The organism is Ornithinimicrobium sp. (genome assembly GCF_035267225.1).
GTDB lineage: Bacteria > Actinomycetota > Actinomycetes > Actinomycetales > Dermatophilaceae > Ornithinicoccus.
The window spans coordinates 20,816-35,133 of sequence record NZ_DATFMA010000023.1 but is presented as its reverse complement, the minus strand read 5'-3'; the positions used below and the strand labels follow the sequence as shown (position 1 = coordinate 35,133).

Annotated in this window: 12 protein-coding genes; 6 read left to right on the top strand and 6 right to left on the bottom strand. The window is 70.6% G+C overall.

Annotation, left to right across the window (positions count from 1 at the left end):
* The coding region (locus VJ976_RS01500; RefSeq protein WP_414693551.1) for a bile acid:sodium symporter family protein at positions 1–290 on the top strand (290 nt) is incomplete at its 5' end.
* On the opposite strand, the gene VJ976_RS01495 is transcribed toward VJ976_RS01500, so the two are convergent.
* Together VJ976_RS01495 and VJ976_RS01490 are read right to left on the bottom strand one after the other, a co-directional pair.
* Positions 287–1,144 (bottom strand): type II CAAX endopeptidase family protein, encoded by an 858-nt coding sequence (locus VJ976_RS01495; protein ID WP_324098211.1) that lies wholly within the window; start codon positions 1,142–1,144, stop codon positions 287–289. The genes VJ976_RS01500 and VJ976_RS01495 overlap by 4 nt on opposite strands.
* A gap of 82 nt (positions 1,145–1,226) precedes the next feature.
* Positions 1,227–1,511: a nickel-binding protein gene (locus VJ976_RS01490; RefSeq protein WP_324098209.1), complete on the bottom strand. Its 285-nt coding sequence runs from the start codon at positions 1,509–1,511 to the stop codon at positions 1,227–1,229.
* Positions 1,512–1,683: 172 nt separating this feature from the next.
* Between VJ976_RS01490 and VJ976_RS01485 the strand changes: the two genes are divergently transcribed.
* On the top strand, positions 1,684–4,536 hold the full coding sequence (locus tag VJ976_RS01485) for an ATP-binding protein (protein ID WP_324098207.1): 2,853 nt from the start codon (positions 1,684–1,686) through the stop codon (positions 4,534–4,536).
* Positions 4,537–4,543: 7 nt separating this feature from the next.
* On the opposite strand, the gene VJ976_RS01480 is transcribed toward VJ976_RS01485, so the two are convergent.
* Entirely contained in the window at positions 4,544–4,813 is a 270-nt protein-coding gene (locus VJ976_RS01480; RefSeq protein ID WP_324098205.1) for a DUF4242 domain-containing protein, read from the bottom strand.
* Between the two features lie 154 nt (positions 4,814–4,967).
* Here VJ976_RS01480 and VJ976_RS01475 point away from each other — a divergent pair, with 154 nt between their 5' ends.
* Positions 4,968–5,828 (top strand): alpha/beta hydrolase, encoded by an 861-nt coding sequence (locus VJ976_RS01475; RefSeq protein WP_324098202.1) that lies wholly within the window; start codon positions 4,968–4,970, stop codon positions 5,826–5,828.
* Between the two features lie 108 nt (positions 5,829–5,936).
* Here VJ976_RS01475 and VJ976_RS01470 read toward each other — a convergent pair whose 3' ends face one another.
* Together VJ976_RS01470 and VJ976_RS01465 are read right to left on the bottom strand one after the other, a co-directional pair.
* Positions 5,937–6,533 carry a hypothetical protein gene (locus VJ976_RS01470; protein WP_324098200.1) on the bottom strand — a complete coding sequence of 199 codons (597 nt, stop codon included), beginning with the start codon at positions 6,531–6,533 and terminating at the stop codon, positions 5,937–5,939.
* A gap of 217 nt (positions 6,534–6,750) precedes the next feature.
* Positions 6,751–9,627, bottom strand: coding sequence for an FAD-binding and (Fe-S)-binding domain-containing protein (locus VJ976_RS01465; RefSeq protein WP_324098198.1), 2,877 nt, complete (start codon positions 9,625–9,627; stop codon positions 6,751–6,753).
* Positions 9,628–9,785: 158 nt separating this feature from the next.
* Between VJ976_RS01465 and VJ976_RS01460 the strand changes: the two genes are divergently transcribed.
* On the top strand, positions 9,786–10,550 hold the full coding sequence (locus tag VJ976_RS01460; RefSeq protein ID WP_324098196.1) for a maleate cis-trans isomerase: 765 nt from the start codon (positions 9,786–9,788) through the stop codon (positions 10,548–10,550).
* On the top strand, positions 10,547–11,257 hold the full coding sequence (locus tag VJ976_RS01455) for a GntR family transcriptional regulator (protein ID WP_324098194.1): 711 nt from the start codon (positions 10,547–10,549) through the stop codon (positions 11,255–11,257). The genes VJ976_RS01460 and VJ976_RS01455 overlap by 4 nt, the downstream gene beginning before the upstream one ends.
* Here the strand turns inward: VJ976_RS01455 and VJ976_RS01450 are convergent.
* Positions 11,254–12,741, bottom strand: a complete 1,488-nt coding sequence (locus VJ976_RS01450; protein WP_324098192.1) for an NAD-dependent succinate-semialdehyde dehydrogenase — start codon at positions 12,739–12,741, stop codon at positions 11,254–11,256. The genes VJ976_RS01455 and VJ976_RS01450 overlap by 4 nt on opposite strands.
* A 110-nt stretch (positions 12,742–12,851) precedes the next feature.
* Here VJ976_RS01450 and VJ976_RS01445 point away from each other — a divergent pair, with 110 nt between their 5' ends.
* Positions 12,852–14,129, top strand: coding sequence for an aspartate aminotransferase family protein (locus VJ976_RS01445; protein ID WP_324098190.1), 1,278 nt, complete (start codon positions 12,852–12,854; stop codon positions 14,127–14,129).
* The last annotated feature ends 189 nt before the right edge of the window (positions 14,130–14,318 follow it).

Below are 14,318 nucleotides of genomic sequence, written 5' to 3'. Positions count from 1 at the left end.
CCGTGGTCGCGGCCGTCGTTCTGCACAACATGGTGGGGCTGGTCTTCGGGTACGGCCTCGCCAAGCTCACCGGTCTCCCCGTGCCGGGCCGCCGAGCGGTCAGCCTCGAGGTGGGGATGCAGAACTCGGGCCTGGCCGCTGCGCTGGCTACGGTCCACTTCAACCCGACCGCTGCGCTCCCGGCGGCGATCTTCTCGGTGTGGCACAACGTGTCGGGCTCCGCCGTCGCCTCGTACTGGTCGCGTCGCCCGGCACGGTCCGATGCCGTCTCCCCCGAGCGCGCAGCCTAGTAGACGAAGTACGGGAAGATGCTGCGGTCGTGGGCGTGGACGATGGCGAAGAAGACGATGGCGTCGAAGAGCAGGTGGATGATCACCACGTAGGTCAGCGACTTGGTCCTGGTGAAGATGTACCCCTGCAGCAGCGCGAACGGGATCGTCAGCAGCGGGCCCCACTCGCGGTACCCCAGCTCCCACAAGAACGAGACGAAGATCGTCGCCTGCAGCAGGTTGGCCGGCCACAGCGAGAAGTGCCGGCGCAGCAGGGCGAAGCAGATGCACATGAAGAACAGCTCGTCCCACAGCCCGACGGAGTTCACCCCGACGAAGAAGCGGCCGAACTCGCTGGCCGTCTGGATCGGCGGCCAGTTCTGGTAGGCGCCGGAGCGGATGAAGTAGAACGGCAGCACCAGCCATCCCAGCAGGGGGACGGCGACGACGTACCCCCACTGCATCCGCGTCCACCGTTTGCCGGTGAGCCACGGGAACCCGATCGCCCTGCGGCGGTATATAAGCCGGTCGATCGCCACGGGCACGAGCACCGCCCCTCCCAGCACGACGCCGAGGCGGATGAACATCGGCCAGCTGATGTCGGCCTCGACCGACGTGGTCGACACGATCGTGATGCCGACGCCGATGAGCAGCAGGTCCTTGAAAAGCTCTCGGTCGACCGCGTAGGCGGCCGCGAGACTCACGAGCAGGACGACGTGCCCCGGCCAGCCGACCATCATCCCGAACAGCAGGAACGCCGAGAGGGCCACTCCCGCAGCGGGCAGGTAGGTGATCAGGCGAGCCGGGACTTCGGCGCCGTCGACGTCGGCACGCGGGGCCGGCTCCACCCAGGATTCGTCAGCGGAGCGCGGCACCCCTCCAGCCTAGGTGCCGTTGGTCAGCAGACCGTGCCCGCCTCGGCGCTCGTCCCGACCATCGCCCTGCCCGGACAGGGCCTCAGGACCCCTCGGTCACCGGCACGACGCGGTCGGCCACCAAGCCGTGCGCCTCACGGTGCACCGCTTCGGCCGCCTCGGCACTGGGGGCCTCGACCAGGCAGAAGACGCTGCCCGACGCCGCGTCGTACCAGTAGCGGCGAAAGTGCACGCCGTGACGCTCCTGGGTCTCGAGGTCCGCGTGGTGTGCCTGCTCGACGGCTTCCTGAGTCAGCCCGTCGACGTTCTCGTGCACGTCCATGAACAGTGGCATGGCGGTCATCCCTTCGTGGGTTCGATCGGTCATCTTCCAACCTAGGAACGGCCGAGCCGCCTGTCATGACCGGATCAGGCTGTGTTGCTGCGCCACCGATAGTCAGACCTGACCATCGACCCGATGTGGGGATTGCTCCTACGGTGGGGGGGTGGCGTCGTGGACTTCACCTCCACTCCCACCGCAACTGGCCACGCCCAGTCATGTGCCGTTCGTCGGTCGCGGTCCCGAGCTGGAGACGATGGAAGCCGTCTGGGCGGCGGTTCGTCGAGGGTCCCGCCATGTGGTGTTCCTGGGTGGGGAGCCCGGTGCGGGCAAGACACGCCTGGCTGCTGAGATCGCCCACGCGCTGCACCCGCACGACGTGGCCGTGCTGGTGGGCTCGTGCACCCGCGATGCGGGCGTGCCCTACCGACCCTTCGCCGAGATGTTGGACCGCCTCTTCTCCAGCGCAGCGGTGGGCACGCTGACCGATCTGGTGGCCGACGACTCGGCTTCTGAGCTCATGCGGCTGTCGGCACACGTCGCCCGCCACCGACCCGAGGGTCAGCACCTCACCGAGCCTATGACCGAGGATCGCGGTGAGCTGTTCGACGCGGTGTCCGACTTCCTCCGCCTGCTCTCGGCCGACCGTCCCCTCGCGCTCGTCGTCGAGGACCTGCACTGGGCCAAGCCACCCACCCTCGCGTTGTTCGAGCACGTGGCCCGCTCCTGCACGGATATCCCGCTGCTCGTGCTGGCGACCTTCCGCACGACGGTGCCCGACCGATCCGAGGACATCCTGCAGCGCGTGGCCGACCTGCACCGGCTGGAAGGTGTGCGGCGGCTGGACCTGGACGGGCTGGACACCGAGGCGATCACGACGTTCCTCCATCTACGGTCCCGTGTGTCCCTCGACACGGCCCGGGCGTCTGCTCCCTTGCTGCGTGACCGCACCGGCGGCAACCCCTTCTTCCTCCGGGAGCTCTGGGGCGATCTGGAGCGTCGCGGAGGCGTGGACGCGCTCCGCTCCTGCGACCGGGTGCCGGCGACCATCGGCGACACGTTGCAGCAGCGACTGAAAGGCCTGACCACGCAGGCGCTGTCCGTCCTCGAGACTGCCGCGATCCTCGGCGACTCCTTCGACCTGGCGACGATCACGGCGGCGGCCGATGCGGACGGAGTCGTCACGACGGCGGCGCTCGACGAAGCGGAGGCAGTCGGTCTCCTCGAGGTGGTCGAACCGGACTCCGGCACGTACGCCTTCGTCCACTCCCTCGTCCGGCAGGCGGTGATCGAGGCCTTGGGGGCCGCCCGGCGCGTGCTGCTTCACGCTCGTGCTGCCCAGGCGCTGACGCTCCGGGGCACCGACCCCACGCTCGTGCCGAGGATCGCGAGCCACTATCTCGCTGCGCAGGTGCTCGGGTACACACCGCAGGCGCTCGAGGCCGCCAGCGAAGCCGCGCGTCTGGCCGAGCACAGCCTCGCCCACGAGGACGCCGCCATGTGGTTCGAGCGCGCCGCCGGACTCCCCCAATCCGACCCCTCACCCCGTGCCGCGCTGCTGCTGGCCGCAGGCGGCAACCACATGCGCGGCGGCGACTTTGCGCGAGCTCGCGACATCTTCCGGGAGCTGACCGGGAGCGCCGACCCGGTGGTCCGGCTTGCCGCCGCGACCGGCTTCGAGAACGCCACCTGGCGTCCGGGGTTGGCCGACCCACGGGCCTCCGAGCTGCTGACCGCGGCGATCGCCGACTCCGGGCTGGACGAGGACGACCCCCGATACGTGCGTGCGACCAGCAGTCTCGCTCGAGCACTCGTGTTCGCCGGCGACCCTGAGCGCGCACACCAGGTCGGGACAGCGTCGTTGGACGCCGCACGGCATCTCGGCGACGAGGAGACCGTGCTCGCCGCTCTGGAGGCCAACCTGTGGCTGAACACGGGGCCGGACCGAGCGGAGGAGCAGATCGCCCGTGGCACCGAGGTGTGCCGGTTCGCCAAACGTCTGCGCGACCCAGAGAGGCTCGGCTCCGGCGCCTACTTTCGCGCCAGCGCCGCCTACACCCTGGGGCTGCCCGATGTTCTCGACGATGCGATGGCGGACGCACAGCGCGCCGAAGCGGGGAGCCAGCCCATCTTCAGCTACGTCGCGGGGTGCATGCTCCAGGGACGCGCATTCGCGCACGGCGACTTCGTCAGCGCCGAGCGGCGCGCCGAGCGTCTTCTCGAGCTCGGCGACCGGTTCGGGGGGGACCGGACCGAGGGCCCCTACGGCATGCAGAAGTTCATGATCAACCGCGAGACCGGTGGGCTCGAGCAGGTGCGGGCGCACGTCACCGGGCAGGAGACCTTCGACGGGCAGTGGGTCCCCGGCCTGTTGGCGCTCTACACCGAGCTCGGCAGAGAGGCCGGTATCGAGCGTGCGCTGCGGCACCTGATGAGCCGTGACCTGGACGCCCGGGTCCACGGGGCGCAGTGGCCGATGGAGCTGGCGTTCATGGTGGACGCTGCTCTCGCCCTCGGCGACCGAGCGGCGGCGCGCTCGTTGCGCCGCCTGCTCACCGCCTGGGCCGGGAAGAACCTGCTTGCCGGGGTGTTCTCGGCGCTGTTCGGCAGCGCCGATCGCTACCTTGCCCGGATCGCGGCGGTGCTGGGCGAGAACGGAGCGGCCGAGGCCCACTTCATGGTCGCCACCCGTATGGACGAGCGGATGGGGTCGACGGTGCACCTGGCCGAGACCGTCGCGCACCACGCACTCTTCGCCGCATCCCACGGTGAGGCCGAACGAGCGGCCACGCTCGCAGGCTCCGCGCGCGGCCTGGCGGCATCGATCGGCCAGCAACGCGTGCTCGCGCTGCTGGGCCCGCTGGAGGTGCTGGCCCACCCCGACGCGCTGAGCGACCGCGAGGTAGCCGTGTTGCGGCTGCTGGCCCAGGGCCTGAGCAACCGCGAGATCGGCCTGCACCTCTACATCAGTGGCAACACGGCGGCGAACCACGTCCGCAGTATCCTCGACAAGACGGGGGCGGCCAACCGCACCCAAGCGGCGGTCTACGCGGTGGACCGGGGCCTGCTCTGAGCGCGGCTCAGATCGCAGCAGTGCTGCCGTCGGGCAGAATCCGCTCCGAGACCTCGACGATGACGTCGGCCGGAAGGCCGGCACGCTCGGCCGCGCGACGGATTGCCTCCGGGGAGGGCGCGTCGTACAGGCAGTAGGACCGGCGTTTGTCGGCGGACAGGAAAGAGTACAGCCAGCTCACCCCCTCTGCCTCGTTGACCTGGTTGATGCCCTCGATCGTGTCGACCGTGGCTTCGAGCTGCGACGCGTAGCGCCGTTCGATCATGAAGATCGGCATCTTTGGCCCTCCCGGATCACCCTGCCGGCGGTCGCGAACGCTTGCGACTGCGAGCATCATGCCACGCGAGCTCGGTCTGCGCGTCTGCAAGACTGGGCCATCTCACCGGCTGGGGAGCCGGCATCGATCTGGGCCAGGGGGAGTGATGGGGGACGTGCATGAGCGAGAGATCGCCGTCGACCGGGGCACGGTGGTCCTTCGGTACCTGGAAGCAGGCCAGGGCAGGCCGATCGTCATGCTTCCCGGCTGGTCGCAGACGGCCGAGCTGTACCGCGACCAGGTGCGGGCCCTGAGCCACGAGCACCGTGTCATCGCGCTCGACCACCGGGGCCATGGCCGGTCGGACGCGCCCGACGTCGGCTACCACGTGCACCGGGTGGCCGCCGACCTGCACGACGTGCTCACCACGCTCGACCTGCGCGACGTCACTCTGCTCGCCCACTCGATGGGTTGCGCCGTGAGCTGGGCCTACACCGAGCTGTTCGGCACCGCCCGGTTGGACTCGCTGGTCCTTATCGACCAGATGGCCAGCGTGCTGCGCAACCCGGCCTGGTCCGACGAGGAGGCCGAGGCCGTCGGCGCCATTGTCGACGTGGACTCCCTTTTCGGCTTCACCAACGGGCTCCGCAACGGCGGCGACGACCCGCGCGTCGCCTTCCTGGAGCAGGTCACCTCCGAGGGCATCCATCCCAGCACGCTCGACCGGCTGATCGAGCAGAACCTGCTCTTCGACCGCGTGCACGCCGCAGGCCTGCTCTTCGACACCGCGAGCTTCGACTGGCGCGATGCCGTCGAGGTGATCGGCCTACCCACGCTCATCATCAGCGGCGACTCGGTGAACGTGCCCATCCGCTCCCAGCAGTGGTTGCACGAGCACATCGGCGGCTCGCAGTTCACCCGCATGACCGCGCGCTCCGGGGGCACCCACTTCCCCTTCGTGGAGAACCCGGACGCGTTCACCAAGACCGTCGCGACCTTTCTGGCCAGCCGCCCCTCACTCGTCGCTGCCGGGTAGGCCGTCGCCCGGCAGCTGCACCAGGTGTCGAGGCCGGCTCCGACACCTCGCCTTCACGAAGGGGACCTGGCCTGAACGTCGCAGGCCGGAGGCGTCAGCGAGGAGCGGTCAGTTGGGGATGCCGCCGCACAGGACGGGGATCGTGCCCTCCAATGGGAACTCGTCGGTCAGTGACGACGGGCCTGCTTCGAAGTCGTAGGACCCGTTGCCGTTGATGTCGATGCCGTGCACGACGACCTGTACGGTTCCCGCATCGGCTGATGCGGGCTCGCTGCGGAAGGTCCGTGAGTAGCTCAGGTTTCCGGCAGCGTCAGCCACCGGGAACCGGTCCAGCGCCAGGGCGCTGGTGGGGGTCGTGTCACCGGTCGTGGTCAGCGAGGCAACGATGCCGCCGTAGAACGGGACCCCTTCCAGCGTGGTGACGAAGCCGTTGCCGTCAGTGTCAGCGGCCGGCCCGGGGCAGCCGAGGTCGGTGGCCTCTCCGGGCACGCCGTGCAGATGCATCGCGTGCGGCAGGTTCGGCGCCAGGCCGCTTGCCCTCACCTTCACCTGCACCTTGCCGTTCGGCAGCGCCTTGACCCGGGTGGTGCCCGAGGCTTGGCTGTTCGGTACCGACTCGGCCTGCACAGGGCTCAACCCGTACGAGTAGCTCGCCACTTTGGGGGAGGGGTTCTCGTCGTGTGCCGCCGATGCCGCACCGGCCATACCGACAGCACCAACAGAACCGGCGGCAACGAGGGCTAGAGCGGCGGGAACAGTTCTCATCATTGAGCTCCTTGGTGTCAGCGGCTTGGCCGGGGTGACCTACCTCGTGCGTACTTCGGATCCGAGCCGGGAACGGATTGCTCCGCAGGCGATCCCGCTGAGACAGCGGAGTCGCGACCACACCACGGGTGATGGCTGGTGAGTGGGTGGAGGAGGCTCAGCACCGTGACGAGCGGTCCAGGAGCCCGTCGGCCAGCAGCTCGACCAGATGCCGAGCCTGACGCGGCGTCTCCTGACCGATCTGGGTGCGGCAGCTGAAACCGTCCGCGAGCACCGATGTCGCCGGGTCCGCCGCGCGGACCTCGGGCAGGATGACCCTCTCGCCGACCGCCCGCGACAGCTCTTCGTGCCCCGCCTCGAAGCCGAAGTTCCCCGCTAGCCCACAGCATCCGGAGTCGGGAACGGTCGCCTCGATGCCCGCGGCGTCCATCAGGCGGCGATCGGCGTCGAAACCCATCACCGCGTGCTGGTGACAGTGCACCTGTACCAAGGCCTCCCCACCGACCTGCGGTGGCTGCCAGTCCGGCGCGCGCTGCTCCAGCAGCTCGGCCACCGTCAGCGTCTGCTCGCGCGCAGCCCTCGCCAACGGCTCGTCGGCCAACAGATCGGCTGCGTCATGCCTCAGCGCCGCCGTACAGCTCGGCTCCAGACCCACGACCGGGGCCCCCGCCCGCAACGCCGGCGCGATGGTGCGCAACGAGCGGCGCAGTACCCGCCGGGCCATCCCGAGCTGGCCGGTCGAGATCCACGTCAGCCCGCAGCACACCGGCCCGGTCGGCAGGTGCACCGAGAAACCGGCATCCTCCAGCACACGCACCGCGGCCCGGCCGACCTGGGGCGACAGGGCGTTGGTGAACGTGTCCGGCCAGAGCAGGACGGGCCCCCGCTCCCCGGTCCCCTCGGGGGTGCGCCGGGCGAACCAGCGTGCGAACGGCTCGTGCGCGAAGGCCGGGATGTCACGGTCGGCAGCGATCCCGCCTGCTGCGCGGAGCAGCGGCGCCGCCGCAGAGCCGGTCACCGCGTTCACCAGCCGGGGGGCCCGCGAGGCGACCTGGGCCCAGACCGGCAGCCACCCCATGGACCAGTGCGAGCGCGGGCGTGCCCACGGCCGCCGCGCGTAGTGGTGGTGGGTGAACTCCGCCTTGTAGGTCGCCATGTCGACGTTCACCGGGCAGTCCGACAGGCATCCCTTGCACGACAGGCACAGGTCGAGGGCGTCGCGCACCTCGCTCGAGCGCCACCCGTCGGTGATGACGTCGCCCTCCAGCATCTCGAACAGCACGCGTGCCCGGCCCCGGGTGGAGTGCTGCTCCTCCTTGGTGACCTGGAAGCTCGGGCACATCACCCCACCCGAGGTCTGCCGGCAGCTGCCCACCCCGACACACCGCCGCTGGGCCTGCGCGAAGCTCTCGTTGTCGTCGGGATAGGCGAACAGGGTCTCCGGCTGCGCGAGCCGCGCCGCGCCGGCCTGCCTCAGCGCCACATCCACCGGTGGAGGGTCGACGATCACCCCCGGATTGAGTACCCCGTCGGGGTCGAAGAGGTTCTTGACCTCGGCGAACACGGCCATCGCCTCCGGCCCGTACATCCGCGCCACCATCTCCCCGCGGGCCCGACCGTCGCCGTGCTCGCCGGAGACCGAGCCGCCGAGACCGGTGACCAAGTCGGTGGCCTGCTCGATGAAGCTCCGGTAGTCGCGCCGGCCCGACTCGGTGAGGAAGTCGAAGTCGATACGCATGTGCATGCAGCCCTCACCGAAGTGCCCGTACGACGCGCCGGAGTAGCCGTACTTCGCCAGCAGCTCGTCCAGCCCCTCCAGGTAGTCCGCGAGCCGCGCCGGCGGCACCGCCGCGTCCTCCCAGCCGCACCACGCCTCGGCACCGTCCGCGCGCCGGGTCGCCAGCCCGGTGCCGTCCTTACGGCAGCGCCACAGCACCGCCTTGGCACCCGGATCGCTCACCACCGACGCCGTGGCCCCGGCGATACCGTCCCGCACCTGGGCGGCGACCTCCTCGGCTCGTGCGGCGGCTTCCGAAGCCGCCTCGCCGGGCACCTCGACCAGCAGCCAGACACTCCCTTCCGGCAGCCCGGCCGCCTGCGCGGCGCGGCGAACCTCGTGCGGCAGCCGGTCGACCAAGGTCGCGTTGATCGACTCGATCGTCAGCGGTCCGTGCGGCAGCACCAGGGGCACGCTCCGCGCGGCATCCGCCGAGCTGGCGAACCCCAGCGCCAGCAGGACGGTCGCCGTGGGGAGCTCCACCAGCCGCACGGTGGCCTGCAGCGTGGTGGCCAGGCTGCCCTCGCTGCCGCAGAGCAGCCGCACCGCATCAGGCTCCGGGTCGGTCAGGAGGTGCTGTAGGGCGTACCCGCTGATCTGCCGGGAGAAGGTGCCGAACTGGCGCTCGATGAGTCGACGGTGCCGCCCACCGATCCGCTGCAGACCCGCGATCAGGTCACGCTCGACGCGCCCGGGAGCGGGACGGGCGGCGGCTCCCTCCGACGCGGTCAGGGAGAGCCGGCGTCCGTCGCCGGCGATGACGTCCAGCCCGAGGGTGTTGTCAGCGGTCGTGCCCCACGCGACCGAATGCGCCCCGCACGCGTTGTTGGCGATCATCCCCCCGAGGGTGGCCCGGCTTGCCGAGGAGGGGTCGGCGCCGAAGGTGAGACCGTGCGGCCGCGCGGCAGCCATGAGGTCGGTGAGCACCACCCCGGGCTGCACCACCGCCGTCCGCGAGTCGGCGTCCAGATCGAGAATGCCGCGCAGGTGCCGCGATACGTCGATGACCACTCCGCCGATCGTGTTGCCGGCCATCGAGGTACCGCCGGAGCGGAGCACGGTGGGCACGCCCGCCTCCCGGCACAGCCCCACGGCAGCGGCGAGGTCCTCCTCGTCGGCCGGCACGACCACGGCTTCCGGCAGCACCCGGTAGTTGCTGGCGTCGGTGCCGTACAGCGCCTGGGCCAGGGAGTCGGTTCGGACCTGGCCGCGCACCTCCGCGCGCAGGCTTCCTGCCAGAGACGCGGGCACCGGCATCGGCTCTCCTCCTCCGGTCGGTCAGGCACGGTCGCCGCGGGAGCACCACGTCTGCCGCGGTCGGGCACGGCCTCGATGCTTCCACGTCAGCACTCGGCAGTGTCAGCCGGGCCCTGGCACCGTATTATTGTCGACAATCAACGACGAGGAGCGGGGACATGACGGCGATCGGTCTGCTCTACCCCGGTGAGTCCGCTGCGGACGACTACCGGCACGCCGAGCGCATTCTGGCCGAGGAAGGCGGGATGCCCGTGCGTCTTCCGGTCCAGGTCACCAGCGTCGGGGAGGACGCGCATCGGGTCGACGCCCTGCTCGACCTGGGGTCCGACGACCGGCTGGCCGAGGGCGCCGCTCGCCTGGCTCGCGACGCGACAGCGGTGCACGGCCTGGATGAGGAGCTGGACGCGGTGATCTGGGCGTGCACCTCGGGCAGCTTCGTCTTCGGGTGGGACGGTGCCCACGACCAGGTCGACACACTGGCGCGCAGTGCCGGGGTCCCGGCCTCCTCCACCTCGCTGGCCTTCGCGCGTGCCCTGGGGCATCTCGACCTGACGCGCGTGGCCGTGGCGGCCTCCTACCCCCGCGACGTCGCCGAGCACTTCGTCGCGTTGCTGGCCCACCCCGGCGTCGAGGTCACCGCGATGAGCACCGGGGAGATCATCACCGCCGAGGAGGTCGGCCGGCTCGACGCCGGCGGGGTGGCCTCCCTGGTGCGCAGTGTCGACCTCCGCGGCGCCCAGGCGCTTCTGGTGCCGGACACCGCGATGCACACCCTCGCCCTGCTGACCGAGCTCGAGCGCATCGCGGGGATGCCCGTGCTGACGGCAAACCAGGTGACCGTCTGGGAGGGGCTGCGTCTTGCCGGGGCCTGGCCGCATGCTCCCGGCCTGGGCTCCTTGTTCACCGCGAGGGTTGCCGCGTGAGCGCCACCAGCGCCGTACCCCCCTCTCATCTGCGTCGGGTGGTGCAGCAGTCCACCCCGATGATCATCGCCGCCCAGGTGCGCGAGGCCATCGCCCAGGGCCACTTCCCGCCCGGTGCCCAGATGTACGAGACCCAGCTCGCCGAGCAGCTGGGCGTCAGCCGCGGCCCGCTTCGCGAGGGGCTGCAACGGCTGACCCAGGAGGGTCTGCTCGTAGCGGTGCGACATCGGGGCCTGTTCGTCGTCGAGCTGACTCCGGAGAACGTCCGCGACATGTACCTCGCCCGGGAGGCGATCGAGCGTTGCGCGGTAGCCGTCGTGGTCCGCGACAGCCCGATGGCCACCGCCGACGCTCTGGACGTGGTGCTGGCGCAGATGGAGGCGGCGGCCGAGGTAGGGGACTCCCAGGAGGTCGGGGAGTCCGACATCCGGTTCCACGAGGTGCTGGTCGCTCGCTCCGGCAGCGAGCGCCTGGGACGGCTACACGGCACGCAGCTGGTGGAGGCACGCATCTGCGTCCACGCCCTCGGCAGCAGCTACGAGAACGACCGCCACCGGGTGGCCGAGCACCGCGCCATTGCCGAGGCGATTCGGTCGGCCGACGCGGCCCTGGCGGACCAGAGACTGCGACAGCACATGGTGGACGCCGTGCAGGAGCTCATGGTCCACGCACCGGGAGGGGCAGAGTCCACGCCGCGGAGCGGCTAGCCCATCGCGATGCCGATGTACTTGCTCTCCAAGAACTCGTCGATGCCCGTCGGGCCGCCCTCGCGCCCCAGCCCGGACTCCTTGACGCCCCCGAACGGTGCATAAGGATTCGACACCACCCCCTGGTTCAGTCCGACCATGCCGGACTCCAGTCGCTCGGCGACCCGCAGCGCCCGCCGCAGGTCGTTGGTGAAGACATAGGACACCAGTCCGTAGCGGGTGTCGTTCGCGGCCGCGACCACCTCGTCTTCGGTCTCGAACGGGGTCAGCGCCGCGACCGGCCCGAAGATCTCCTCGCGCGCGGCGTCGGCGTCGCGACTCACCCCGGTCAGCACCGTCGGTGGGTAGAAGTACCCAGGGCCGCCCGAGCGCTCCCCGCCCACGAGCACCTGCGCCCCGCGGCCCACGGCGTCGGTCACCAGCGAGTCCACCTTGTCCAACGCCGCTTCGTCGATGAGGGGGCCGACCTGGGTACCCTCGGCCGTGCCGTCTCCGACGACCAGGTCGCCCATCCGTTGCGCCAGGCGCGAGCCGAAGTCGTCGATCAGCGAGGCGTGCACGTAGATGCGGTTGGCGGCCGTGCAGGCCTCACCCATGTTGCGCATCTTCGCCTGCATGCACCCCGTCACCGCCTCGTCGAGGTCGGCATCCTCGAACACGACGAAGGGCGCGTTGCCGCCCAGCTCCATCGAGGTCCGCAGCACTTTGTCCGCGCACTGCTCCAGCAGCCTCTTGCCCACGTTCGTCGAGCCCGTGAAGGACAGCTTGCGGGCGTCGCCGGAGCGGATCAGCGGCTCCATCACCGCACCGGCCTGCGTCGTCGGGACGATGTTGACCACCCCCGCGGGAACCCCGGCCTCGGCCAGGATCTGCGCCAGCGCCAGCATCGACAGCGGCGTCTGCTGGGCGGGCTTGAGCACACTGGTGCAGCCGGCGGCGAGGGCCGGCCCGAGCTTGCGGGTCCCCATCGCCATCGGGAAGTTCCACGGGGTGATGAGCAGGCACGGGCCGACCGGCTGCCGGGTCACCAGAAGGCGAGCACTGCCCTGCGGGGCCGTCTGGTAGCCCCCGTCGATCCGCAGCGCCTCCCCCGCGAAGTGGCGGAAGAACTCGCCGGCATAGGCGATCTCGCCCGCGGCTTCGGCAACGGGCTTGCCCATCTCCAGGCTCATCAGCAGCGCGAGGTCGTCGCTGCGCTCACGCAGCAGCTGGTGCGCTCGCATCAGGATGTTGTGCCGCTCCAGTGCCGAGGTGGCGGCGAAGCTCTGCTGAGCGGCGACCGCGGCCCCCAACGCCCGGCGCCCGTCGGCGACCCCAGCGTCGGCCACGGTGGTGAGCACCTCGGCGGTGGCCGGGTTGAGCACCGTGAAGGTCGCTCCGTCCGCGGCCCCGCAGGACTCCCCGTCGATGAACAGTCCTGTCGGAGTGCTCTCCAGCAGCCCGGTGGTGCGCTGCTGGGTGGTGTCGGTCACGTCCTGCGCCATGCTGGCCTCCCGAGTCTGGTGTGCCTGGTCAGGCTACCGTTGACCGCGTATTGTCAACAATCTGCAACAGCCGTTCCCGTGCCCTCGTATCCCCGACCAAGGAGGCTCCCATGGCCCAGCTGTCCAGCGTCCTCGCCCAAGCGACCCCGGTGCTGGTGGAACGTGGCGAGGGAGCACTCGTGTACGACGAGCAGGGGCGACGGTACGTGGACTTCACCGCCGGGATCGGCGTGACGAGCACCGGGCACTGCCATCCACGAGTGGTGGAGGCAGCACGGGAGCAGACCGGGAAGATGATCCACGCGCAGTACACCACGGTCATGCACCGGCCGCTGCTGAGCCTGGTCGAGCGTCTGGGCGGGGTCCTGCCCACCGGGCTGGACCAGCTCTTCTTCGTCAACTCCGGGTCCGAGGCCGTCGAGGCCTCCCTCCGGCTGGCGCGTCAGGCCACCGCGCGGCCGAACATCATCGCCTTCCACGGCGGCTTCCACGGCCGCACGGTCGCCGCCGCCTCCCTCACCTCCTCCAACACCAAGTTCCGCTCCGGCTTCGCCCCCTTGATGGCGGGCGTGAGCCTGAGCCCTTTCCCCGACCCCTGGCACTACGGCTGGACCCCGGAACAGGCGACCGAGTTCGCGCTGGACCAGCTCGACTACCTGCTGCAGACGGTCAGCTCTCCGAAGGACACCGCGGCCTTCATGGTCGAGCCCGTGCTCGGCGAGGGAGGGTACGTGCCGGCCAGCACCGAGTTCTTCGCCGGCCTCCGCGAACGAGCGGACCGCCATGGCATCCTGCTCATCGTCGACGAGGTTCAGGCCGGGTACGGGCGGACCGGCAGGTTCTGGGGCCACGACCACTTCGCCGGCCGTCCGGACGTGCTCATCACCGCCAAGGGCCTGGCCTCAGGCTTCCCCCTGTCCGCGATCGCCGCCTCCTCGCAGCTGATGGAGCGAGCGTGGCCCGGCTCCCAGGGTGGGACCTACGGGGCCAACGCGGTCGCCTGCGCCGCCGCCCTGGCCACGTTGGACGTCATCGAGGACGAAGCGCTGGTGGACAACGCCGCGCAGCGGGGAGAACAGCTGCGCGCCGGTCTGGAGGACTCCGTGCGCACGCATCTGCCCGCGAAGAGCAACGTGCGGGGTCTAGGACTGATGCAGGGGGTGGAGTTCCGCGACGCCGACGGCAGGCCCGACCCCGCAGCGGCCTCGGCCGCTCAGCGCCGCGCTCACGAGCACGGCCTGTTGCTGCTGACCTGTGGAGCCTGGGGACAGGTGGTGCGCTTCATCCCCGCCCTGATCGTGGACGACGCGCTGGTCAGCGAGGCGTTGGCCACCTGGGACCGGGTGCTCGGCGACGCAGCCGCTCAGGACGAGCCCGCGAGGGGCTAGCACGCGTCCTCCGCTGGCGCGCGGGGACGCGTGACGTTCCTGGGACCCCTCGGCAGCGCAGGGCGACCATGTCAGCAGCGGGTCATCATCACGTCAGCAACAACCCCGGGTGCGGTCCGCTGTGAGCAAGGCTTGGCCAGATTCGCATCAGAGGCGAGGAACGACCACTACCGAAGGCCTATCGTGACG

Bases quoted from the DNA above. Each gene is read 5' to 3' on its own strand.
- VJ976_RS01460 (WP_324098196.1), top strand. From the start codon at position 9,786: ATGACGGCGATCGGTCTGCTCTACCCCGGTGAGTCCGCTGCGGACGAC.
- VJ976_RS01480 (WP_324098205.1), bottom strand. From the start codon at position 4,813: ATGCCGATCTTCATGATCGAACGGCGCTACGCGTCGCAGCTCGAAGCC.
- VJ976_RS01470 (WP_324098200.1), bottom strand. From the start codon at position 6,533: ATGGCCGGTGCGGCATCGGCGGCACACGACGAGAACCCCTCCCCCAAA.
- VJ976_RS01445 (WP_324098190.1), top strand. From the start codon at position 12,852: ATGGCCCAGCTGTCCAGCGTCCTCGCCCAAGCGACCCCGGTGCTGGTG.
- VJ976_RS01450 (WP_324098192.1), bottom strand. From the start codon at position 12,741: ATGGCGCAGGACGTGACCGACACCACCCAGCAGCGCACCACCGGGCTG.
- VJ976_RS01490 (WP_324098209.1), bottom strand. From the start codon at position 1,511: ATGACCGATCGAACCCACGAAGGGATGACCGCCATGCCACTGTTCATG.
- VJ976_RS01465 (WP_324098198.1), bottom strand. From the start codon at position 9,627: ATGCCGGTGCCCGCGTCTCTGGCAGGAAGCCTGCGCGCGGAGGTGCGC.